This is a genomic window from Rhizobium sp. T1470, from assembly GCF_042140505.1.
GTDB lineage: Bacteria > Pseudomonadota > Alphaproteobacteria > Rhizobiales > Rhizobiaceae > Rhizobium > Rhizobium favelukesii.
The window spans coordinates 710,699-731,993 of record NZ_CP148094.1 but is presented as its reverse complement, the minus strand read 5'-3'; the positions used below and the strand labels follow the sequence as shown (position 1 = coordinate 731,993).

Genomic DNA, 21,295 nt, shown 5'->3' with positions numbered 1-21,295 from the left:
AGGGTCCATCGCCGTTAAAGCTGCTAACTTCAGCCTGAACATTGGCCAAGGTAAATATTCATGGAACAGGTACGAGGTCACCCTGAAATTTTACCGGGTTTCAGATGGTATGACATTCCTCTTGAGGACTGTTCGATCAGAACAGCAATTGGAGGATATGGGCCACCGCTGCTCCTCTTACACGGTCACCCACAGACGCATCTGACATGGCACAAGGTGGCACCCGTCCTTGCCAAAAAATTCACCGTCATCGCACCTGATCTGCGCGGCTACGGCGACAGTTCGAAACCCGATGGAGGGCCCGGTCACATCAATTATTCCAAGCGGACGATGGCGTTAGACCAGATACAAGTCATGAAAGCGTTGGGGTTTGGACATTTCTCAATTGTTGGCCACGACCGCGGCGCGCGTGTCGCCCATCGAATGGCGCTTGATCATCCCGACGCGGTCGATAGCCTTGCCCTTCTCGACATCGCTCCGACGGCGACCATGTACGCACGAACCGACATGGAATTTGCTCGCCGGTATTTCTGGTGGTTTTTTCTCATTCAGCCATACCCCTGCCCGAGCGCCTTATCGCAGGTGATCCGGATTTCTTTCTCGATCAGCATATCGAAAGACAGATTTAAGAACTCGGACGCGGTCGATCCGCTTGTCCTTCAGGAGTATCGACGCTGTTTTGCCAACCCAGCCACGCGTCATGCAATCTGCGAGGACTATCGCGCGGCGGCGAGCATCGATCTCATTCATGATGCGATTGACAAAGACAAGCGCATCCAGGTGCCTCTCTTGATATTGTGGGGCGCAAAGGGAACTGTCGGTGCGCTTTACGATGTGCTGGAAACCTGGGCCGATAAAGCCATCGACGTGCGCGGCCACGCCATTGATTGCGGGCATAGTCCGCAAGAGGAAGCACCGGACCAACTGCTGAATGCCTTGAAAAGTTTTCTGTGACATCCAATCGCAATGGCCAATACCGCAGCCGAAGAGTGCGACGCAGGCGGCTCAGCAGACGCTGGTGTTCGGCCCGAATGCTTTCAGCACTTTTGCTGCGGATGGTTCGTCCACACTGGTTGCGCCGCAGTGCTCCTGGCTCGGTATCCTGATTTGTGCATTCATGGCGGCCCATCTTGGTCATGGCTGAGACGGAATTTTGTCAACCTGGCATGAACACCCCGTCGGATGCCCCTCACTATCGCGCTAATTTCTAGGTTTCAGTGATACGCCGATCTTCATCGGACCCGGCCGCAAGTTGTTTCCAGTCCAAATCCTCCTGCAGTTCGAGATATTGGCCAGGGCCGACGCGGTCGGCATCGCGCAGCTCTTCAAGGCATTGGCGTTGCGCCAGCACCGCGGCCAGTGACAGGCCGCGGCGGCGACCGAGCGGCAAAGTCTGGATCTGATCACTGCCTTCACAAAGCTGCCGATAAGCCAGCCGTACGGCTTCCGCCTCCACACCCTCCTCCTTGTCCAGTCGCTTGAGCGCGGCCTCGGCCAGCGATCTTCGTGCCGCTTCAAGCTCCTGACGCGCCTCAGCCCGTCTCTCAAGTTTGAAGAAACCGATCATGGGCGCCAGTGTGGCACCCTGGATAACCAATGTCGCCAGCACGACCGCAAAAGCCGTCAAGACAACGAGATCTCGTTCGGGAAAGTTCGCAGGCAGCGCGAACGCCGTGGCGAGGGTGACGAGCCCGCGCATGCCGGCCCATCCTACAAGCAAGGTTTCGCCCGGCGCGAAGGGTACAAGATCATGGCCGCGCCGATGCCGATAAACCACAATAGTGTGGAACAGGAACGCCATCGCTACGCGTGTTGCGATGACGCCGGCAACGACGACCGCGGCAAATCCAATCGCCCGCTCCAACTCGGGCGCGGACATCGCTTCGACGATGCGACGAGCCTGCAATCCCATCAGCAGGAACGCCACTACGTTCAGCAAGAAGACGACCGTCGTCCAGACCGCAAACGAATGCACCCGCATGCGTGGGGAATCCTCGACCGAGGCAAGCGTGGCGATCGTCATCGCGCTCGCCACCGTCGCCAGAACGGCCGATAGATGCAGACGCTCCGCGATCAGCCATGTCGCAAACGCGTAGACGAACTGAAACAGTGTGCCGCCGACGGTGTTTTCGGTGACCGGCCGCAGCCGCGAGACGAGCAACCCGAAGGCGATGCCGAACAGAATCCCGCCGGGTGCGGCAGACACAAGTTGCAGCACGGTTCCTGCATCGACCCCACCGCGCGCCTGGACGGTCAGCGCGGCGCTGAAGAGCAGCAGTGCGGTTGCATCGTTAAACAGGCTTTCGCCCTTAAGCAGGGCATCGACGCGACGGGAGACCGGTAAATTGGACAGGACCGCAGTGGCCGCGGCAGCATCGGGCGGCGCAACGATTGCGCCCAGCGTAATCGCCACCGCGATGGGTAGCCTGACGGTCAGCGCACTGATCGAGACGACCACACCGGTCGTGACCAGTACAGCCAACACGGCGTAGAAGAACAGTGGCAGGAGCATGCGTCGCGCCGCACCTACCGGGAAATCGTAGGCCGAATCGATCAGGACGGGCGCGATGAACAACGCAAGCGCGGTCGGCGGATCGATCGGGATGCTTGGCGCGCCGGGCAACATCGCCACGGCGACGCCTGCAGCGGCAAGGATGCCGGGATAAGGCAGCTGCATGCGTCGGGTTACCTGCAAAAGCAAGATGGCGACTGCAAGCAACGCAACGAGGGTCTCAAAGAAAGTCATCATCTCATAGTAGCAGCCTTTCGCCAGCGTTGAAGCAGTAACGGTTCCTCTATAAACCTATGCCGTGATAGCGATGGAGCCCTCACAACGGAGCGGCGACTGTGGATTACGGGGTTGCGATTGTCGGCGCCGGCGCGGCTGGGATTGCTACGGCACGCGCACTGGCGGCGGCCGGCCGTTCGGTGATTATGCTGGAAGCCAGCGGCCGCGTCGGAGGCCGCGCCTGGACGATCGAACTGGGTGGAATCCCGCTGGATATGGGTTGTGGCTGGCTGCATTCGGCCGAGCGCAATCCGCTCATTGCCCTCGGTCGCACAGCCGGGTTCACGATCGTACGCGGACCCACAGCATGGCAAAAGCAATGGCATGATCTCGGCTTCACGCCGGACGATCAGGCGGCCGCGGCGACTGCATGGAATGCACTTGAAAGTCGCATGCGAAGCGATCCGCCGATAAGCGACCGTGCCGCTGACGCGCTCGAGCCTAACGGCGAATGGAATGCCTATTTCCAGTCGCTGAGCGGATATATGAACGGCGCCCCCCTCGAGCGCCTGTCGATTGCCGACTTCCTGGCTTATGACGATGCGGCGACCGACAGCAACTGGCGGGTGCGCGAAGGCTATGGCCATCTAATCGCGGCGAGCGTTCCGGACGTGACGCTGCGGCTGTCGTCTCCTGTGCGCCGCATCGCCCTGACTGATCGAGGCGTCCGGCTGGATACCGACCGCGGCCCTATCACCACTCGCACGGCTGTGATCACCGTATCGACCGCTGTGCTAGCAAGCGGGGCGATCGCGTTCGACGCGGATGCCGACGATCACCTGCATGCCGCAAGCAACTTACCGCTCGGCCTGGCTGACAAGCTATTCTTCGAACTGCATGGCAACCATGGGCTTGAGCCCGAAACGCACCTCCTCGGAAATCCCCGCAGTAGCGATACCGGTAGTTATTATATTCGACCGCTCGGCCGACCCGTGATTGAGGCGTTCTTCGGGGGAACTGGCGCTGTCGCCATTGCGCGCAGCGGGCTCTTGGATGCGTTCGCCTTTGCCATGGATGAATTGTCATCCCTATTGGGCAGCAACATTTGCCGCCACCTGCGGCCGCTGACGGCCTCGTCCTGGTGCCACACCGACTGGATACGCGGTTCCTACAGCCATGCGCTGCCAGGATACGCCGGCGCCCGCAAGATCCTGGCCAGCCCCATTGACGATAGATTGTTCTTCGCGGGAGAGGCGACGCATCCTTCGGACTTCTCTACCGCACATGGCGCCTGGCAAAGCGGGATACGTGCCGCCGAACAGGTGGCAGAGCCGTTAGCTTGAAATCCGATTTGCCCGACAGCCGATCGTCGTTCGCCAAGCAGAGTTGCCGACACCGGTCCGTAAAGGCTTGCGGCAGTTCTCGGCCGGTCTTCCTCAAACGCTTCGAGTACTCCTCGACAACATCGCCGAGCGAGCACCCGGGCTTTTCTAGCCGCTCCTCAGAGCAACATCGATGCTCCGCGATCGAGGTAGGTGTCGAGGAACTGTTCTAGCCGCGCATTTCTCGGCTTTCTAAACACCTCTTTCGGAGGGCCGGTGAAGACGATCTTCCCGTGGTCAAGGAACGCGATCTGCTGCCCGACCGTGGCCGCAAAGCCGATTTCGTGCGACACGACGACCATCGTCATGCCTTCGGCCGCGAGATCGCGCATGACGTTCAGCACCTCGCCCGTCAGCTCCGGATCGAGAGAGGAGGTCGGTTCGTCAAAGAGCATGATCTTTGGCTTGAGGGCAAGCGCACGGGCGATCGCCACGCGCTGTTGCTGCCCGCCGGAAAGCTGCGACGGATAGTGCCCTGCCCGGCCTTCCAGGCCGACTTTTACGAGCTGAGACATTGCCCGTTCTTCGGCATCCTTGCGGCTCATCTTGTGAACGGTCTTCAGCGCCTCGCTGACATTTCCGAGCGCCGTCATGTGCGGCCAGAGGTTGAATTGCTGAAACACCATACCGATCTGCGCACGGATCGCACGGTTGGCCGCAGGCGCAATGCGCTCCCGCACGCCCTGTGCATTTTCGGTGAAACCCAAGACCTCGCCGTTGACGTGATCGTTCCGGAGGTTGCTTCCTCAAGAAACGCCATGCAACGAAGAAGCGTGCTCTTGCCCGAGCCTGACGGGCCGATCAGGCAGGAGACCTGCCCCTGCGGTATCTCGAGATCGATGTTTTGGAGCACCGTCGTGTCCCCAAACTTCTTGACGAGATTTTTGACTGCGATCGCGGGGAGGCTCATGCGTTAAAAAACCTGAATCTGGTAAGTTTCGTTTCTACGAGATGGCCAAGCCGCCCCGTGATTTCCACAAGCACCCAATAGAAGAGCGCCAGCACGGAGAGGGCTTCAACGAAGGCGTATTGCTGGGCGCCAATGGCGCTCAGTGTTGCCGTCAGCTCCGGAACGGTGATGATCGAAAGGACGGCGGTCTCCTTCATCAGGAGAACCGCCATGTTGAGCGATGGCGGCAGCACCAGCATGGTCATCTCGGGCAACAGGATGCGCCGAATGATCTGTCCCTGCGTCAGGCCCACGCACTCACCTGCCTCGATGTGACCCTTTGGAACGGCCATGAAGCCGGACCGAAAGATTTCGCTATAGTAGGCTGCACCATAGATCGAAATGCCGATCAGGCCCGCAGGCAGCGGATCGAGTGACAGGCCGATGAACGGACCGCCGTAGTAGACCAAGAATATCTGGATGAGAAACGGCGTGCCGCGCAGCACGGCGACGATCAGACCAAGCGCCTTGTCGAGCAGGACGCCGCCGAACCGCCGGCCGACAGCGACGAAAAATCCGAGGATGGCGGCGACGATCGTCCCGACGATCCAGATCAGAACCGTGACACCGGCGCCGCTTATGATTGCCGGCAGCTGGTCAAGTATGATGTTGATATCGAAAGTCATCGCGGCACTCCCGGAAGAGAGCGCTCTATGAGATTACCGGCAAGCGCCACGATCCAGTTGATGACGAGATAGATGAGGCCTGCAGCAGCAAATATCTGCAGCGGCAGGAAGGTGCTGCCTGCGAGGTCCTGCGCCATGCGGGTCAATTCGATGACGCCAACGACGGACACCAGCGACGACGCCTTGAGGATGAGGATGGCCTCATTGACCAGTGCCGGGAAAGTCAGCCTCAGCGCGATCGGCGCCTTGATGCGGCGGAAGATCTGGCCCGGCGTCAGGCCCACCATCTCGGCCGATTCCACGAGACCGGTCGGGACGCTGGCAAAACCACCGCGCATGTTCTCTGCCTGGTAAGCCGCCGTGCAAAGCGAAAGGCCGACGATTGCGGCAACGATGCTCGGCACGTTCAACCCGATCGCAGGCAACATGTTGTAAATCAAAAGCAACTGCACAAGCAGAGGCACGCCGCGGAAGAAACTGATGAAAATTTGCGCAGGAACAACGAAGAGCCCCTGCTTCGACAGCAGCATGCCCGAAAGAAGGATCGCGATCGCAAAACCGATCAAAATCGAGACGACGCTGATCGCCACCGTGTAGATCGATGCGTAAAGTAGCAATTCAAAGAGTTTGATCGACATGTCCCGCTTTTGCCCGCTTGGCTGTCATGGAGACCGATGGCGTCTTCGATTGCGCCCCTGGGCGGGGCGCAATCGGCGATCGGCTTGTTATTAGAATGCGGGATCCTTGACGGCATCAGGCGTCTCGAAGGTCGCGCCGAACCACTTCTTCTGCAACTCGGCCATGCGGCCGTCAGCCTTGATCTTCAGCAGCGCTGCATCGATCGCATTCATCAGCGGCGCATGATCGGTGTCTTTCAGGCCAATGAAGCCGAAATAGGACTTCTTGCCGAACGGCGGCAGCACGACTTCAAACGTTCCCTCGCGCTGCTTTGCAACGAAGGCGATATTCGGGAGCGAGTTGGCAACACCGGCAATGCGGCCAGCAGCGAGGTCGGCATAGGATTCAGTGAAGGCCGGGTATTCGCGGATATCGACCTTCGAAGGCAGCGTTGCCGAGAATTCCTTCAGCTGGTCGAGCTGCGAGGTGGCCTTGCCGACGCCGATCGTCTTGCCGGCGATATCGTCCGGCTTGCTGATGGTCGTGTCGCCCGCCTTCTTGAGGATCGCGATCGTCGCTTCAGCAATCGGTGGCGTGAAACGGTAACGCTCCATGCGCTTCTTGGTGATGGTGGCGGGGCCGGCGACGACATCGAACTTGCCGGCTTCGAGTGCCGGGAAGACGCCATCCCAAGGAAGCGCCACCCACTCGATCTTAACACCGAGCTCCTTGCCGATTTCGGCAAAAAGATCAACGTTTAGACCAGCATGCTCGCCGGCATCGATAAAATCAAAGGGCGCAAAGGCGGTTTCCGTGCCGACCTTGAGGGTGCCGGCGGCCTTGACGGCGGCGAGCGTATCTGCGGCATGCGCAGACAGTGTCGCCCCCACCAGAAACGCGGCGCCGACGAGGCCCTTAAGCAATGAACGTGCGATCATGATTGTCATCTCTCCAGTTTCCACACCCGCCAGGGTGGGTTCGAGTTCCCGATTTCAGTCCCGTGTGCGGACTTCTCTGCTCCGCTTTTGACTATACAAATAGATATAGGCTAGCCTAAGGTGTCAACGTCAAAGTCAGCGAACGCAATTTTTATGCCGAACGGCTGCTTGGGGGCGCGAATTTCGCGTTTGCATCGTTTCGCCTGCAGGGTGATGAGGTCGCGTATTGGAGCCAATTTATCTCAGGATATTCAAGGATATCGAGACCAAGATCCTGAGCGGCGACTGGCGCCCGGGCGCTCGCATTCCGAAAGAGCACGATCTGGTCAACGACTATGGCTGTTCGCGCATGACTGTCAGCAAGGCGTTAACCGCGCTCGTCGAGCGGGGTCTCGTCGTACGAAAGCGGAAAACCGGGTCATTTGTCGCCTCGCCGCAGATCGACCGCACGGTCATGGATATCCAGGATATCGGCACCGAGGCAACTTTGGCGGGCTATGAGCATCGGTATGAGATCCTGACGCGAAAAGTCGAGACCCTGGGCCCAGTTGAGGCCGCCCAGCTGCATGGCACGACGGGTGCCGAAATTTTACGGATTCAGTGTCTGCATATCGTCGACGGGAAGCCCACGGCAATCGAGCGGCGGATCATTCTGCTGGATACGGTGCCGCTTGCGAGGAACGAGAGCTTCGCGACCGTGCCACCGGCGAAGTGGCTTCTGTCGCAAGTGCCCTGGTCCAGGGCCAAGCATGTGATACGGGCAGTCTCGGCCGACGCTACGACTGCACGCATTCTGCAAATCGAGCGTGGTGAGCCCTGCCTCAGTCTCATTCGACAGACTTGGCAGAATGACCGCATGGTGACCTATGTCGAGATCACGCATCCTGGCGACCGCTTCCAATTTGCGGGCGTCTTTCATCCTGCCGAGAAGCGGGCGTCACGCCGGTAACCATAAAGGGAGCGCGGTGAGCGACGAGCAGATATTCCGGGGAATTCCTCTCAAAGGCCTACAGGCGTTCGAAGCCGTCGGGCGCTGCGGCAGCGTGACGGCTGCTGCCGCGGAGCTGAACGTCTCTCCTGGCGCGATCAGCCAGCAGATCCGCAAAATCGAAAGCTTTCTTGGTGTGACCCTTTTGGAACGCAGTGGCCGAACCGTCGAATTGACGCAATGGGGACGGCTCTACCACCGCGAGATATCGAAGGGCTTTGAACAATTTGCGCTGGCCGAGCAGGTGTTGGAGCGCGCACGCAACGAGAATGCGCTCGTCTTGAGCGCATTGTCCTCCGTCGTCAACAAATGGATCGGCAGGCGCATCTTTGACTGGCAAGCGCTGCATCCCGATGCACATGTAAGGATCACCGGCCGCGACAAGGAGCCGCGAATGGGCTTCGACGAGGTCGATTTCCGCGTCAGCTACGGATCCGACGTCTTGCAGCACGACCACTATGCAGAGCTGTTTCGCGATTGGGTCGTGCCTGCCTGCTCCCCCGCGCTGATCGACGGCCGCAGCCTTTCGGCCGTCGAGTTGCTGTCCTACCCGCTGCTGCATGTCGAATGGGAGCGACACTTCACGCCCTACCCCAGCTGGACGGAATTCGCCGCGAAGATCGGTACCGGATTCAAGGGGCCGCCTTCCGGCTTGTCATTCACCTTATCGAGCAGCGCCATCGACGCTGCCGTCAACAAGCGTGGCATCGTGCTTGCGCAGATGTCGATGATTGCCGACGAACTGGAAGCGCAGACACTAGTCATTCCGGTCGATATCAGAATGCCGTTGCGCGAGAGCTATTTCCTCGCCTGGGACCGCTCCGCGCTACAAAAGCCTTATGGCCCGGAGTTTCGCAACTGGGTTATTGCCATCTCCCGACGGCAGGCGCAGATCTCCGCGCCGTCCATTTTGTCCGAGCCAAAAATAAACCCGTCTTCAAGCGATATTTCATGATGGGGAGCCACCGGCGAACCCCCGCCCCGCGGGAAGTGGATGATGCTTCAATCCAACAAAGGTCGAGAGACAAGGATGATGGAGTTCTAGCCCTGGCGGTGCCCATTAGGCCGGCAGCGGCAATGCACCCATGAGCGTTTACTGCGGCTCGGAACCGCCGTTATCGACGATTGTAGGCAGATCTGCTTGCGCCCCGATGCAATAAGCGCACGCACTACGCTCCCGAACAACCTTCGTCCTATGCCCCGACGTTCAAAACCGGGCATCAGGTAGATGGCATATAGCTTGTTTTCAGCGAAGTAGCCCGAGCGGCTTGGCCCGCCCGACGCACATCCGATCACGCCGCCATCTTCCGTCGTGGCGACACGGTAGACCGCGCCAGGAGTTGAGAGCATCCGAGCATCGAGCTGAGGAAATCGGAGGATATCAGCCGATCAAAGGTACGCCGCCAGGATAAGACGACGATCTTTTCGATGGTGGCTAAATCGCCAGTCTCCGCAGGACGTATCTGGATTTCAGTTCGCTCCATGTCTCATTCTGGCCAATCTGCATTTGAGCGGCAGTGGCCGCATCGCCCCAATAGCGGCCATAGGAAGTTTTTTTGTTGCGTCGCGAAATAAAGACGATAGTAAGAAATCACTCACCACGGACCCGGTGAAACTCCGGGTGGCTCTTCTGGCCGCCGATCCGCCAGACCACGCAAAACCAGCATGCCATTTTAATCGACCGCTCAATCAGAGCGCGTTCGCCATGCTTTGCGAGAACTTATAACATGCAATTTTCATCCATTCGTCGGGATTGGTCCGCCAATCCTATGCGCGAAATGCTCGCTGGAGCCGTCGCCACTTTCGCTCTTATCCCCGAGGTTATAGCATTCTCATTCGTCGCGGGCGTCGATCCTCAGATCGGACTTTTCGCGTCTTTCGTGATCGGGATCGTCATTGCCTTCACGGGCGGCCGTCCCGCCATGATTTCTGCCGCTGCGGGATCAGTAGCACTTGTGGCAGCACCGCTGGTTCACACCCATGAACTACCTTACCTCTTTGCCGCTGGACTACTCGCGGGCATGTTCCAGATCGCCTTCGGACTTCTTCGTCTCGGCGTATTGATGCGGTTCGTTTCGAAGTCTGTCCGCACAGGCTTCGTCAATGCGCTCGCGATCCTCATCTTTGCAGCCCAGCTTCCACACATCATTGGGAGAGACTGGTTGGCGTACGGCATGCTCGCCGGTGGACTTGCGGTCATCTACCTGGTTCCGAGGATCACGACGGCTATCCCAAGTCCCTTGATCTGTATTCTCGTTCTGACCGCAGCATCAATATCTCTGCAACTCCCGGTCATGACAATTGCCGATCTCGGTAGGCTGCCTGACTCCCTGCCAATCTTTAGCTGGCCCTCCGTTCCCATAACGCTGGAAACCCTAACGATCATCGCCGGACCGGCGCTCGCCATAGCCATGGTTGGCCTGATGGAATCCATGATGACGGCGAGTGTCGTAGACGATCTTACGGGCACTCCGAGTTCAAAGAACAGGGAATGTATTGGCCTCGGCATCGCTAATACGGCGGCAAGCCTCTTCGGCGGAATCGCGGGCTGCGGGATGATCGGCCAGACTGTCAGCAACGTGAAGTACGGCGGACGCGGTCGACTTTCAACGCTATTCGCAGGTGCTTTTCTGCTTGTCCTAATGGTCCTGCTCAAGCCCTGGGTTTCGCAAGTTCCTGTCGCAGCACTGGTGGCGATTATGGTCATGGTGTCCATCGACACGTTTGACTGGTCGTCATTGAAGACGCTTGTTGTTCATCCCAAGATGTCGAGCGCTGTCATGGCAGTGACCGTTATTGTCACGGTTTCCAGCTCGAATCTTGCGCTGGGCGTGACCGTAGGCGTACTCCTGAGCGGTGTATTTTTCACCTTTAAGGTGGCCCGCCTCTTGCGGATAGAGACGGCCGTTGGTGTAGACCGCCTAACCTACAAAGTAGCAGGTCAGGTGTTTTTCGCGTCGGCTGATGTCTTCGTTGATGCGTTTGATATTGAGGAAGCGATAGGGAAGTTGGTTCATATCGACGTATCCCAAGCGCACTTCTGGGACATTACCGCCGCGGCAGCGCTCGATAAAGTCGTTGAACGCTTTAAAGCGCATGGAATCGTGACCCAAGTCAGCGGCCTGAACGAGGCAAGCGCAACATTGATCGGACGTCTTGATGGCTCAACCAAACTCAAAGAGGTTTGACTAAAAGGCTGAATGTTGGAAAGTGCCGTAGAAACGAATGTGCCTCTGCGGCTGTCTCGCTTTATCCGACGCTTTGCGGCCTGAAAGCGGCTGTAGCCGGATGCGAAATTTCGGAATTTTGACACGGACTTCCGGAATTTTTGAATTCGGCCAGTTGCAATGGCTGCAAGCCGCCAAATGCGGACATGGTGCCATTCCCATTTACCAAAGACCGTTGCCATCTATCCTCAAAGGAGGGGCTATCGGGAACCATTAGCTGCAGAGAGCGCAGCGAGCCCGCGTCGAAGCCATCGCGTTTCAGCTGCGAGGCGGTGCGTGCCCCCGTGAAGGAGCACGCACAACATCAACTGATCATTAGCGAAAACCGCCGCTGGCCACTAATCGCTCGCCGGTCAGCCAACGGGCATCGTCGGAAGCGAGGAAGACAGCGACCCCAGCGATGTCGTCCGGCTGGCCGATACGGCCGAGCGGAGTCTGGGTCACTGCGCTGCGCTCGAAGTCCGAGCCGATGAACCCCGCGGTGTGGGTACCCTCGGTTTCGACGATGCCCGGGAGGATCGCGTTGACCCGAATTTTGCGCGGGCCTAGCTCATTGGCAAGCACGCTGGTGATGCTGTCCAATGCGCCCTTGGTCCCGGTGTAGACGCTGGAGGCTGGCGGAGCGAGACTGGTCGCCGCCGACGAGATGTTGATGACGCTGCCACCCTCGCCGAGATGCTTGAGCGCTGCTTGGGTGCTCAGCAGAACGCCCAGAACGTTCACGTCGAACATGCGACGATACTGTTCCTCGGTCACCTGCTCGATCGGCGCGAATTCGTATACCCCCGAGTTGTTGACCAGCACGTCGAGCTGGCCGAATTCCTTCACTGCAGCGTCCACCAGTCCATGCGCCTGTTCGGCCTTCGAAACGTCGCCCTGGACCGCGATGGCTTTGCCACCAGCCGCCGTGATCGTCTGGACCACCGCGTCCGCTCCCGCCTTGCTCGAAGCGTAGTTCACCACCACCTGTGCACCTTCCGCTGCGAGTGCCTTGGCAATCGCGGCACCGATCCCTTTGGAGCCCCCCGTCACGACGGCGACTTTTCCAGCGAGCTTACCCATGGCGCATTCCTTTCAACTCGGAGTGCCGTCGGAATTGGCGGCATTGTTCCATAGTTCGGAAATTCGGAACTGTTGATCTTGGTTTCAAGCCCCCATATACAAAAAGTCATGAGACCGCTCTTTCATCCAGCAATAGAGGACGTACGGCCTGAGGCGATCTTGCATGCCCTCTCCGATCCGGAGCGCGCGGCGATATTCGCGCAAATTGCGGGCAGCGGCTCCGGCGGGACGTGCGCTGCGTTTGCCAACATGCGCGAGCGCGTGATCCCCAAGTCATCGCTATCGAACCACATCAAAGTGCTGCGCGAGGCCGGCCTTATCCGCTGCGAGCGTCAGGGCGTCGAAATGCATAACCATTCGCGCTGCTCGGAATTGGATGAACGCTTTCCAGGTCTCGCTATGGCAATTCTGAGTGCTTACGGATGGCTTCCCGGAGAGGAGAAGGCGGATTGACAGCTATATGACGGGTTGGGCGAGCTGTCTCTCCAGAGTTTGCGATATCTTTCGAGCGTGATAGCGACCGCTTAAGGGGCCCAGAGCGGTTGAGCGGTCATTCCGGAAAGGGGCCATTACCGGACATTGCGGTTGTCGCCAGACCACTTGAGACGCATTGAATGTTTGCTGTTGATGTCGTGGCCAAGGCATTGCCAAATCTATGAACTTGCTCCGGTACTTCTTTGTTTTTCCGGACATGATCTTGCCTAATCCAAGGTATTTGGAACGCTGTCACCAAATCGAAGCATTCCCGTTGTCGTCGGCACAAAACAATCTCACTCTTTGCGTTCCATTTTTGCGCGGACGTCGAGAAAGGCGTTGGTAAGACCTATCAAGACAGGCGATGTGACACTTCCATTTGCTCCGCCGATCGGGTCCGCAATGTGAATGTTTCTAAGATCGTTCATGAAGTCGTCCCAAAGGGCCGATCCGCCAGTCTCAAGAAGTTCGGCGCGGATGCGCGGCGACAAACAAGGTGAGACTCGCATTGCCTCGCCAAAAATGCTCCTTGATTATTGGCCGTTGCCTCATCTGATTTGCTCCCAGCATTTGTGGGTGCGGAGCAAATCAGATGAGGCACATCAGCGTGACGACCAAGAAAGAATTGATTGCAGCTTTAGCAAAGCGCTACCTCCAAGGCAGCCGAGAGGAAAAATCGCGCATTCTCGATCAGTTCGTTGCGATCAGCGGCATGCACCGGAAACATGCGATGCGGTTACTCCGCGGCACACATAATCAAGTCGCGTCTCGACCACGTCCTCGGATCTATGACGAAGCCGCCCGCCAAGCGCTTATCGTGTTGTGGGAGTCGTCCGACCGTGTTTGTGGAAAGCGGCTAAAGGCGCTGCTCCCGACGCTGGTCATCTCCATGGAGCGGCACGGACACCTCAACCTGGATGACCGGGTTCGGGCTCTGTTATTGCAGATGAGCGCCGCGACGATTGATCGCGCTCTGAAAGACATTCGCGAAACAGCGGGCGGCCGGCGACGCCGGCATTCGGTGGCTTCGTCTGCGTTAAGGCGTAGCGTCCCCGTCCGGACATTCTCTGACTGGGATGATCCCGCGCCTGGGTTTGTTGAAGCAGATCTTGTCTCCCACTCCGGCCCCGTTGCGCGGGGCAGCTTCGTCCAAACGCTAGTCCTCACCGATATTGCCAGTGGCTGGACGGAATGTGCGCCTCTGCTTGTGCGTGAGCAGAAGCTTCTGACGGAAGTGTTGAGTGAGTTGCGGCGTCTGATGCCGTTTCCGCTGCTCGGCTTCGATACGGACAATGACAGCGTGTTCATCAACGAAACGATCAGGGATTACTGCCTTGATTCCAATATCGAGTTCACGCGTTGCCGTCCCTACCGCAAGAATGATCAGGCTTTCGTCGAGCAGAAGAATGGGTCGATCGTTCGCCGCATTGTTGGTTATCATCGCTATGAGGGGGTCGAGGCCGCTGCGACCCTGGCCGATCTATACCGATCGGTGCGCTTGTTCATAAACTTCTTTCAGCCATCCTTTAAGCTGCGGGAGAAGCGTCGCGATGGCGCGGTGGTCAAAAAGATCTATCATCCTCCTGCGACACCCTATCAGAGGCTCTTGGCAGATCCGAGAACACCGACCGAAGTCCGAAATCGGCTATCGCACATCGGCGATCAGTTGGATCCTGTGAAACTATTGCGCGATATTCGAACAGCGCAGCAGCGTCTTGTCGAGGTTGCCAGCAATGCCTCGCTGTCAACAGCCACGCCGGATATCGAAACGTTCTTGCAGAACCTGCGCCACGCCTGGACGGAAGGCGAAGTCCGTCCGACGGCCAAAGCGAAACCAAAACTGCGCCGAGAGCGACGTAGACCAGACCCGCTCATCCGCGTGACCGACGATCTCCGCTCTTGGTTTGAGGAGGAACCTTGGCGGACAGGCCGCGAGTTGCTCGAGCGGCTTCAAGAGCGTTATCCGAATGAGTACCCCGACGGACTCCTGCGAACAGTGCAACGGCGCGTCAAAGAGTGGCGTCGAAATAAAGCCCATGCCATGATCTTCGGCGCAAATTCCGAAACAGCTCAACTCTCCGCGACTTGAACGCTCGCAGCAGAAAGGAGCAATCTTGTGAGGCAATGATCAAGTGCATCAGGAACATTCACAGGCGAGGCAATACGGCGTCTCATCCTGATCGTCGCGCTATAGCGCGGATGCTCAAGTCTTCGCTGACAGGCAGATGCCGCCGGCCCCAGGCGCCGATCACAGCGATCATCGGCACAAGCTGAATCGCCGGTTCTGTCAGACTGTAAATCGCCTTCTGGCTGTGGGTGGGATCGTCCAGCTTGGTGACCAAGCCGAGCGAGACGAGACGCTTTAGGCGCGCGGCGAGTATGTTGGAGGCAATCCCTTCGTCGGACCGATTGAGCAACTCGCGAAAATGCCGGCGATTACCGAACATGATGTCCCGGATGATGATGAGACTCCAGCGGTCCCCCAACACCTCCATCGTCAGATTGATCGGGCATCCCGACCGCCGCTCGATATCCATATTTGCTTCCCTTAATGAGCCAATTGCAATGTAGGACCAGTCGTGTTTAAGATGCAACCAGTTTTAATCTGCAATTAGATGGAGGCAATCATGTCGAAAGTGCGCGTTGCAGCATTCTCTCTCTCGGTCGATGGCTTCGGGGCCGGACTGGAGCAAAGCCTGAACGACCCCCTGGGCAAGCGCGGTGCGGAATTGTTTGAGTGGTTTTTCCCGACCCGGACGTTCCAGGCGATGTTCGGTAAAGAGGGCGAATCGGAAGGTGCCGACGCGAAATACGCATCGTCGGGAAATACCGGTTTTGGTGCCTTCATCCTCGGCCGCAACATGTTCGGCCCTATGCGCGGCGAATGGCCCGATGAAAACTGGAAAGGCTGGTGGGGCGACAATCCGCCCTATCATGCACCGACGTTCATCCTGACGCACTATCCCCGCGCGCCAATAGTCATGGAAGGCGGCACGACCTTCCATTTTGTCTCCGGCGGGGTCGAGGAGGCGCTTATGCAGGCCAAGGCCGCCGCCGGTGGCAGGGATATCAAGATCGGCGGCGGTGTCAGCACGGTGCGCCAATATCTTCAGGCTGGCTTGGTCGACGAGATACACTTTGCCATTTCGCCAGTTGTGCTCGGGAGAGGCGAAGCAATGTTTGCCGGCATCGACCTGCCTTCGCTCGGCTTTCGGGTCGCCGCCCATGAGGCGACGGAGAAAGCTACTCACATCGTTTTGAAGAAATAAGGTCCACCATTTCTTTTGTCATCAACGCGGACTGGACCCATCCGATTGACGAACGCTTCGCGAATGTTCGTGCCTACCACGCTTGACTGCTCGCATGGCGCAGCTATGCGTAGGAAAAATCGGCGGTTCCATACCGACTTTTGCGGCAATCGAATGGCGGCTCTGGGCCGAGAGCGGAAGGCGGCCGTCGAATAGCATTCCCGAACGGCAGCAGCTAGGGCTATTCTCCGGACGACGATTGGCTGGGTCATCGTATCGACGACGCCTGGTGCCAGACATGCCCGCTTCTCAACAGGCGGCAAAGGTCTTCCAGCATCATCTCTGCGTTCTCCCCCGGAGCAGACGGTTCGAGTTTGATGTGCTCAACAAGAATAATAGCAACAAAAGTTTGAACATGAGGATCGGTCATGTTTGGCCGGGGCCGGTCTGTGGCGGAAATCATCCCACTTCGACAACATCAGCTTCAAATCCGTAGGCTCTCTGAACAAGGGCGACGCGGATTTCATAACGCGTGTACCAGTCTGTCCGGCCCCGGCGTTGCGCCTCAACGTGATCGACAACGGCTTTCCATGCTCGGATGCTTTCCTCGTTCCTCCAATAAGAGTTGATTATGCCGAAACCATCAGCACGGCGGGCGCTTTCGAAACCCAGAAAGCCAGGCTGCTGCTTTGCCAGTTCCACCATCGCAACGCCGATTTCACCATAACCGTCTTCGACATCGGTTCGTTGCGATGAGAAGCAGACCACGTAGTAGGGTGGTGCAGGCAAGGAAGCGATAGACATGCCGACCTCTCGTTGGCAACGGGCAGCTTTACAGGAATTACCGGATTGGAACGCCATCCTTACACCGCAGCCACGCCACGCAACCGTGATGCAATGCACGAACGCCAGCAGCAAGGAATTTGCTTCGATCACAGGTTTATGACAAAGCGCGTATCTTGAAAACAACTCGCTCTCAAGCATGCTCAATAGTTGCAGATTGCCACTCGCCGCTATCTTCCAGGAAGTCAGACGAACAAAAAAGAGGTTGCCTATGTCATCGTGGGACGCCTGATCCAGCAATAACAAGGCTTCTGCCTTTCCAAAGGCATTAATTTCACTCGCATTGAATGCGTGCGCCGCATAACGATACCACGCTCCTCTGCAGGCAGGAATGCAGCAGTACAAGCCTCTCTTCTCCGACCCCTCCTACATTGAACTTTCGCAAACAGCCAGGCTTGGTTACGCATGGGCGACTCGACGAGATCGGCGACGGAACGCACTTTCTCCACGCATGTTTTACTGTTACGTCAATTCCGAGCCCTAAGACATCTTAATACAGCTTCTGGGCTGTTGATGGGGGCCCGGCACGTAACCAAGAACGGAGATCGATGGCATGCATACGTTCACCGTAGCCGTCACGTCAAAGCTGCAAGCAGACACAGTCGAAGAAGCCGCTTTGCTCTTTTACCAGCAGCTCGTAGTAGGCCCGCCGCCACTTAGCTTTCACGTAATTGATGAAACTAACAGGACCACAGAGGTGATGCTCGATCAAGCAAGGGCGGATGAGTTCGCAAGCATCGATCACACTGTAGATCCAGGCAACTGGTAGATCCCGCAAGACCGCAGGCTTCCAGAACTTTCAAGGGACAAGCAGGCCGTTGCAGTTGCGTTTTTTGAACCGCGCAAGTCATCGTGATACTTCGCAGAGGGGGCAAGCCTCGGATTGGAGTACACACTTCACAGGCCTGCGACATCGACTTGGTCAGATATCCAATCTGCCTCCCATGTTTTGATCTCCAACCCCACCTTTGGCATGGAAAGTGCGAGATTTGAGCGTATTTCCGCTCCCAAAGGTTTTTAGGACTCAGCACCATGACTCTTTAGAAAAACTAAAAAGGAAATCAGTGTTGCGATATTGATGTGAAAAGTCGCGTGACGTTACCTTAGGCAATCGTCGTTCAAAGCGCCTGGGGAGAATACGATGGCCCGCACCGACAAGATGAAACTCGGCACCTTCGTCTACACGTTCGGCTTTCATCCCGCGTCCTGGCTGCATCCGGCAAGTGACGTTCACGGCGCCAATGAATTCAGCCATCTTCTCGACGTCGCCAAACGCTCGGAGGCGGCGAAGTTCGACTTCATGTTCATGGCCGATTCACCGGCCGCAGCCGTTGGCGATCCGGACGCGCTCGCCCGTATCCCGACGAAGATGAATCGCTTCGAGCCCTTGTCGTTGCTGTCAGCCCTGTCGGTGACAACGAAGGATCTCGGCCTCGTGGCTACTGTTTCAACCAGCTACTACGAGCCCTACAATGTCGCGCGTCTCTTTGCCTCTATCGACCATTTGAGCGGCGGCCGCGCCTGCTGGAATGTCGTGACCTCCGACCACGACGAGACCGGCTATAACTTCAATCGCGAAGGCCTCGACCCGCATGCGCTACGCTACGAGCGCGGCAACGAGTTCGTGGATGTCGTCTTCGGCCTGTGGGACAGTTTCGAGGACGACGCATTGCTTCTCGATCGCGAGAGCGGTGTCTATTATGACAAGACCAAGCATCACACGCTCAATCACAAGGGTAAGCACTTCCAGGTGCGCGGACCGCTCAACATTGCCCGGTCACCGCAGGGCCGGCCCATCATCGCGCAGGCCGGCGGTTCTGAACCCGGCATGGACATGGCGGCGCGGACGGCCGAGATCGTTTTCAGCCTTGCCTCAAACATCGATCGGAACCGCGCATTCTATGAGAACGTCAAGGGCCGCATGCCAGCCTACGGGCGCAATCCCGACGACCTCAAGATCATGCCCGGCGTCGTAATGAACGTTGGCGAAACGGAAGCCGAAGCGAAGGCAAAGGTCGACTATCTCATCGACAAGATGCATCCGGATGTCGGGCGGTTGATGCTTTCGGAGTTTCTCGAGGCTGACCTGCGCGGTGTACCGCTGGACAGGCCCTTTCCCATGGATCGGTTGCCGCCGACACCGAAGGGTTCACGCGCCCTGTTCGACGAACTGGTCGATTTCGTCAAGGGAGGGCGTACCGTCGGTGAGCTCGTGCGCCACTATGCCGAGAAGCACACCGGCAACGGCATTACCGGCACGCCGACCCAGATTGCAGACTTCATGGAAGAATGGTTCGAGACCCGTGCGGCAGATGGCTTCATTTTGATGTTCCCGACGCTGCCGTCGAGCCTTGAGGATTTCGTAAAGCTCGTCCTGCCGGAATTGCGCCGTCGTGGGCTTTTCCGCGAAGAATACAAAGGCAAGACGCTTCGCGAGAACCTTGGCCTATCAATGCCGGTCAATCGCTTCGCGACGGCACGAGCCAAAGGCTGACGAAGGGGCAAGTCGATGGAAGAGTTAGCAACCAGATCCATTGTCGATCAATCCGCGTTCAAGCTTTCGATGCGCCAGCTTGCCGGTGCGGTGAGCGTCATCACTGTTGGCGAAGGCGACGAGCGGACAGGCTTTACTGCGACCTCGGTTTCCTCGCTGTCTGCAGAAGCGCCTTCGATCATCGTCAGCCTCAACCGCGGGTCGTCCTCGTGGCCGGTGGTCGAGCGGTATCGTCGCTTCTGCGTCAATGTGCTCACCGCTAACCAGCGGCACGTCGCGCAGTCCTTTGCAGGGTTCGACGGACGGCAAGGTGCTGAGCGTTACGAAGACGCGCAATGGTATCGTCTTTCAACCGGGACTGCGGCCCTGAAGGATGCTCTGACGGTCCTCGATTGTGAGCTTGAAACGGTCCTCAATCACCATTCGCACGCGATCCTCATCGGCCGCGTCTGCGCGATCGAGACGCGCGAGGATGTCGAACCGCTTCTCTACTGGCGGGGCGGCTACCGACGCCTGTCCGGAGAGGCAGTCATCTGCCCCTGACAGGACAATCGCGGAATACAAGCACTGCCATCAGCCTTGCGCCTCTGAACTCGTAGGCTCTTCGCTACGCACGACACAGGTCAGCGTCCGTTTGCGGCCGCAGCCCGAAGGTTAAGCTGGTCGAACCGTTCAAGCGTCGATCAGTTCAACCTTTAGCCTTTTACCTACCGAACGGGCTGCTCGGTCGAGTGTATCGAGTGAAACTGCCACATTGTGAGGATCAAGCACTCTTTTCACCTGAGTCCGGCTTGTGCCCATTCTCGTAGCCATGTCAGACTTGGTGATCAATTGCTTCTTCCGGGCCTCCTCAATCTGCCACGTCAAAACCCGCTTGATCGCCTCGCCATAGATTTCCTCTTTTTCGCCAAGCTCATCGAGGAAGTCTTCAAGGGTACCGCCGATAGAAGAATGTAAGTCACTCATTTCTTTTTCCTCTTGTCTATCTTCCTTAGCCGTTTTGATCGTTCCTGATGCTCTTTCGAGCGCTTGACTGCCAGTTTGATCGCGTCCCGTTGACCATCCTTGCCTTCTTCGCCGTGAAGCAAGAGCATTATGCCGTTATCAATTCCGAAGTAAGTTCTGGCTTCAACGCTTCCGTCTTTAATGCTAGACCTTACTTCGCGGACGCCCTCCCTGATCGGCCTGCAGATAGGCATTCCGAATGGCCAGCCGAACTCAACCGCCCCAATGTCAGATCCAACCGTGTGGCGATCTGCCTTGTCGAGCGATTTAAGCCATTCCTTAACAGGTTCCGCCCCCTCGTCCGTAACGAAGAATTTCGCTACAATGCGCTTCATTTGACTTGAACCGTATAAGGTTCACTTTGGCAACCAAATATTTGAGCGATAGACGATTGCAAGTCGGCGGACGACTCTAGTGCTAGTTGCCGATCGCATATTTTACCGAGAAGTTCCATCTCCGCTCCAACGGCGGAAAGGATCATCAGCCTAACGCGGTCCTGCGCCTCGTGGCCGCTGACGGACGCTCCGCTGTAACGGACAGTGACGGTCGGTCGAAGACCGCGTTCTGCCGCCCACGTCATGTCCAACCGGATGCCAGTCGAGGGTCGCTAACAACCCATATGCAACCATCCCATAGAATAGGATCGTGACTGTCCTACGAGTTCAGCGGCTAGGAGTCTTGGCAGTTGCATAATTCCGGACAATCGCTCGGCA

20 protein-coding genes, 4 pseudogenes and 1 other annotated feature are annotated in these 21,295 nt (G+C 57.8%); of the genes and pseudogenes, 12 read left to right on the top strand and 12 right to left on the bottom strand.

Translation table 11 applies throughout. The features are described 5' to 3' along the window. Positions 1–60 precede the first annotated feature (60 nt). Complete coding sequence (locus WGT02_RS37980) at positions 61–954, top strand: alpha/beta fold hydrolase (protein ID WP_208245522.1); 894 nt, start codon at positions 61–63, stop codon at positions 952–954. A gap of 253 nt (positions 955–1,207) precedes the next feature. Here the strand turns inward: WGT02_RS37980 and WGT02_RS37975 are convergent, their stop codons facing one another. Next, complete coding sequence (locus WGT02_RS37975) at positions 1,208–2,746, bottom strand: sodium:proton antiporter (protein ID WP_040680843.1); 1,539 nt, start codon at positions 2,744–2,746, stop codon at positions 1,208–1,210. A gap of 101 nt (positions 2,747–2,847) precedes the next feature. Here WGT02_RS37975 and WGT02_RS37970 point away from each other — a divergent pair, with 101 nt between their 5' ends. Continuing rightward, positions 2,848–4,071, top strand: coding sequence for an NAD(P)/FAD-dependent oxidoreductase (locus WGT02_RS37970; protein ID WP_024314189.1), 1,224 nt, complete (start codon positions 2,848–2,850; stop codon positions 4,069–4,071). A 158-nt stretch (positions 4,072–4,229) separates the two neighbouring features. On the opposite strand, the pseudogene WGT02_RS37965 reads toward WGT02_RS37970, so the two are convergent. The 4 genes and pseudogenes from WGT02_RS37965 to WGT02_RS37950 form a co-directional block, all read right to left on the bottom strand. Further along, positions 4,230–5,020, bottom strand: a pseudogene (locus WGT02_RS37965) (amino acid ABC transporter ATP-binding protein). Then, positions 5,017–5,685 carry an amino acid ABC transporter permease gene (locus WGT02_RS37960; protein ID WP_024314191.1) on the bottom strand — a complete coding sequence of 223 codons (669 nt, stop codon included), beginning with the start codon at positions 5,683–5,685 and terminating at the stop codon, positions 5,017–5,019. The pseudogene WGT02_RS37965 and the gene WGT02_RS37960 overlap by 4 nt, the downstream one beginning before the upstream one ends. Next, positions 5,682–6,323: an amino acid ABC transporter permease gene (locus tag WGT02_RS37955; protein WP_208245523.1), complete on the bottom strand. Its 642-nt coding sequence runs from the start codon at positions 6,321–6,323 to the stop codon at positions 5,682–5,684. Before WGT02_RS37955 ends, WGT02_RS37960 begins: the two co-directional genes overlap by 4 nt. Before the next feature lie 90 nt (positions 6,324–6,413). Next, positions 6,414–7,241: a transporter substrate-binding domain-containing protein gene (locus WGT02_RS37950; RefSeq protein WP_208245524.1), complete on the bottom strand. Its 828-nt coding sequence runs from the start codon at positions 7,239–7,241 to the stop codon at positions 6,414–6,416. A gap of 226 nt (positions 7,242–7,467) precedes the next feature. Between WGT02_RS37950 and WGT02_RS37945 the strand changes: the two genes are divergently transcribed. Both WGT02_RS37945 and WGT02_RS37940 read left to right on the top strand, forming a co-directional pair. Next, positions 7,468–8,190, top strand: coding sequence for a UTRA domain-containing protein (locus tag WGT02_RS37945; RefSeq protein WP_208245525.1), 723 nt, complete (start codon positions 7,468–7,470; stop codon positions 8,188–8,190). A 16-nt stretch (positions 8,191–8,206) separates the two neighbouring features. Beyond that, positions 8,207–9,184 carry a LysR family transcriptional regulator gene (locus WGT02_RS37940; protein WP_208245526.1) on the top strand — a complete coding sequence of 326 codons (978 nt, stop codon included), beginning with the start codon at positions 8,207–8,209 and terminating at the stop codon, positions 9,182–9,184. 86 nt (positions 9,185–9,270) lie between these two features. On the opposite strand, the gene WGT02_RS37935 is transcribed toward WGT02_RS37940, so the two are convergent. After that, positions 9,271–9,579: a GNAT family N-acetyltransferase gene (locus WGT02_RS37935; protein ID WP_375679968.1), complete on the bottom strand. Its 309-nt coding sequence runs from the start codon at positions 9,577–9,579 to the stop codon at positions 9,271–9,273. A gap of 249 nt (positions 9,580–9,828) precedes the next feature. Next, positions 9,829–9,884 (top strand) — a sequence feature (sul1 is cis-regulatory element that is thought to sense ions involved in sulfur or methionine metabolism; They are found in Alphaproteobacteria). A gap of 72 nt (positions 9,885–9,956) precedes the next feature. Here WGT02_RS37935 and WGT02_RS37930 point away from each other — a divergent pair. Then, entirely contained in the window at positions 9,957–11,417 is a 1,461-nt protein-coding gene (locus WGT02_RS37930; protein WP_208245527.1) for a SulP family inorganic anion transporter, read from the top strand. A gap of 354 nt (positions 11,418–11,771) precedes the next feature. On the opposite strand, the gene WGT02_RS37925 is transcribed toward WGT02_RS37930, so the two are convergent. After that, on the bottom strand, positions 11,772–12,518 hold the full coding sequence (locus WGT02_RS37925) for a glucose 1-dehydrogenase (protein ID WP_024314197.1): 747 nt from the start codon (positions 12,516–12,518) through the stop codon (positions 11,772–11,774). A 108-nt stretch (positions 12,519–12,626) separates the two neighbouring features. On the opposite strand from WGT02_RS37925, the gene WGT02_RS37920 reads away from it, so the two are divergent. Further along, positions 12,627–12,971, top strand: coding sequence for a helix-turn-helix transcriptional regulator (locus WGT02_RS37920; RefSeq protein WP_024314198.1), 345 nt, complete (start codon positions 12,627–12,629; stop codon positions 12,969–12,971). A gap of 317 nt (positions 12,972–13,288) precedes the next feature. On the opposite strand, the pseudogene WGT02_RS37915 reads toward WGT02_RS37920, so the two are convergent. Continuing rightward, positions 13,289–13,471 (bottom strand): annotated as a pseudogene (locus WGT02_RS37915) (transcriptional regulator); the annotation flags it as partial. Between the two features lie 113 nt (positions 13,472–13,584). On the opposite strand from WGT02_RS37915, the gene WGT02_RS37910 reads away from it, so the two are divergent. Further along, complete coding sequence (locus WGT02_RS37910; RefSeq protein ID WP_208245018.1) at positions 13,585–15,081, top strand: DDE-type integrase/transposase/recombinase; 1,497 nt, start codon at positions 13,585–13,587, stop codon at positions 15,079–15,081. Between the two features lie 103 nt (positions 15,082–15,184). On the opposite strand, the pseudogene WGT02_RS37905 reads toward WGT02_RS37910, so the two are convergent. After that, positions 15,185–15,529, bottom strand: a pseudogene (locus WGT02_RS37905) (winged helix-turn-helix transcriptional regulator); the annotation flags it as partial. Between the two features lie 90 nt (positions 15,530–15,619). Here WGT02_RS37905 and WGT02_RS37900 point away from each other — a divergent pair. After that, complete coding sequence (locus tag WGT02_RS37900) at positions 15,620–16,261, top strand: dihydrofolate reductase family protein (RefSeq protein WP_208245664.1); 642 nt, start codon at positions 15,620–15,622, stop codon at positions 16,259–16,261. Positions 16,262–16,699: 438 nt separating this feature from the next. On the opposite strand, the gene WGT02_RS37895 is transcribed toward WGT02_RS37900, so the two are convergent. Beyond that, positions 16,700–17,044, bottom strand: coding sequence for an antibiotic biosynthesis monooxygenase (locus WGT02_RS37895; RefSeq protein ID WP_208245666.1), 345 nt, complete (start codon positions 17,042–17,044; stop codon positions 16,700–16,702). Between the two features lie 195 nt (positions 17,045–17,239). On the opposite strand from WGT02_RS37895, the pseudogene WGT02_RS37890 reads away from it, so the two are divergent. The 4 genes and pseudogenes from WGT02_RS37890 to WGT02_RS37875 form a co-directional block, all read left to right on the top strand. Continuing rightward, positions 17,240–17,532 (top strand): annotated as a pseudogene (locus WGT02_RS37890) (hypothetical protein); the annotation flags it as partial. 104 nt (positions 17,533–17,636) lie between these two features. Further along, positions 17,637–17,852: a hypothetical protein gene (locus WGT02_RS37885; protein WP_024314201.1), complete on the top strand. Its 216-nt coding sequence runs from the start codon at positions 17,637–17,639 to the stop codon at positions 17,850–17,852. A 372-nt stretch (positions 17,853–18,224) separates the two neighbouring features. Further along, positions 18,225–19,577 (top strand): LLM class flavin-dependent oxidoreductase, encoded by a 1,353-nt coding sequence (locus WGT02_RS37880; protein ID WP_208245529.1) that lies wholly within the window; start codon positions 18,225–18,227, stop codon positions 19,575–19,577. Between the two features lie 15 nt (positions 19,578–19,592). After that, positions 19,593–20,120, top strand: coding sequence for a flavin reductase family protein (locus tag WGT02_RS37875; protein WP_208245531.1), 528 nt, complete (start codon positions 19,593–19,595; stop codon positions 20,118–20,120). A 129-nt stretch (positions 20,121–20,249) separates the two neighbouring features. On the opposite strand, the gene WGT02_RS37870 is transcribed toward WGT02_RS37875, so the two are convergent. Continuing rightward, positions 20,250–20,543 (bottom strand): XRE family transcriptional regulator, encoded by a 294-nt coding sequence (locus WGT02_RS37870; RefSeq protein WP_208245533.1) that lies wholly within the window; start codon positions 20,541–20,543, stop codon positions 20,250–20,252. After that, a complete protein-coding gene (locus WGT02_RS37865) occupies positions 20,540–20,917 on the bottom strand; it encodes a type II toxin-antitoxin system RelE/ParE family toxin (protein WP_208245535.1) in 378 nt (125 codons plus the stop codon). Before WGT02_RS37865 ends, WGT02_RS37870 begins: the two co-directional genes overlap by 4 nt. Positions 20,918–21,295 lie beyond the last annotated feature (378 nt).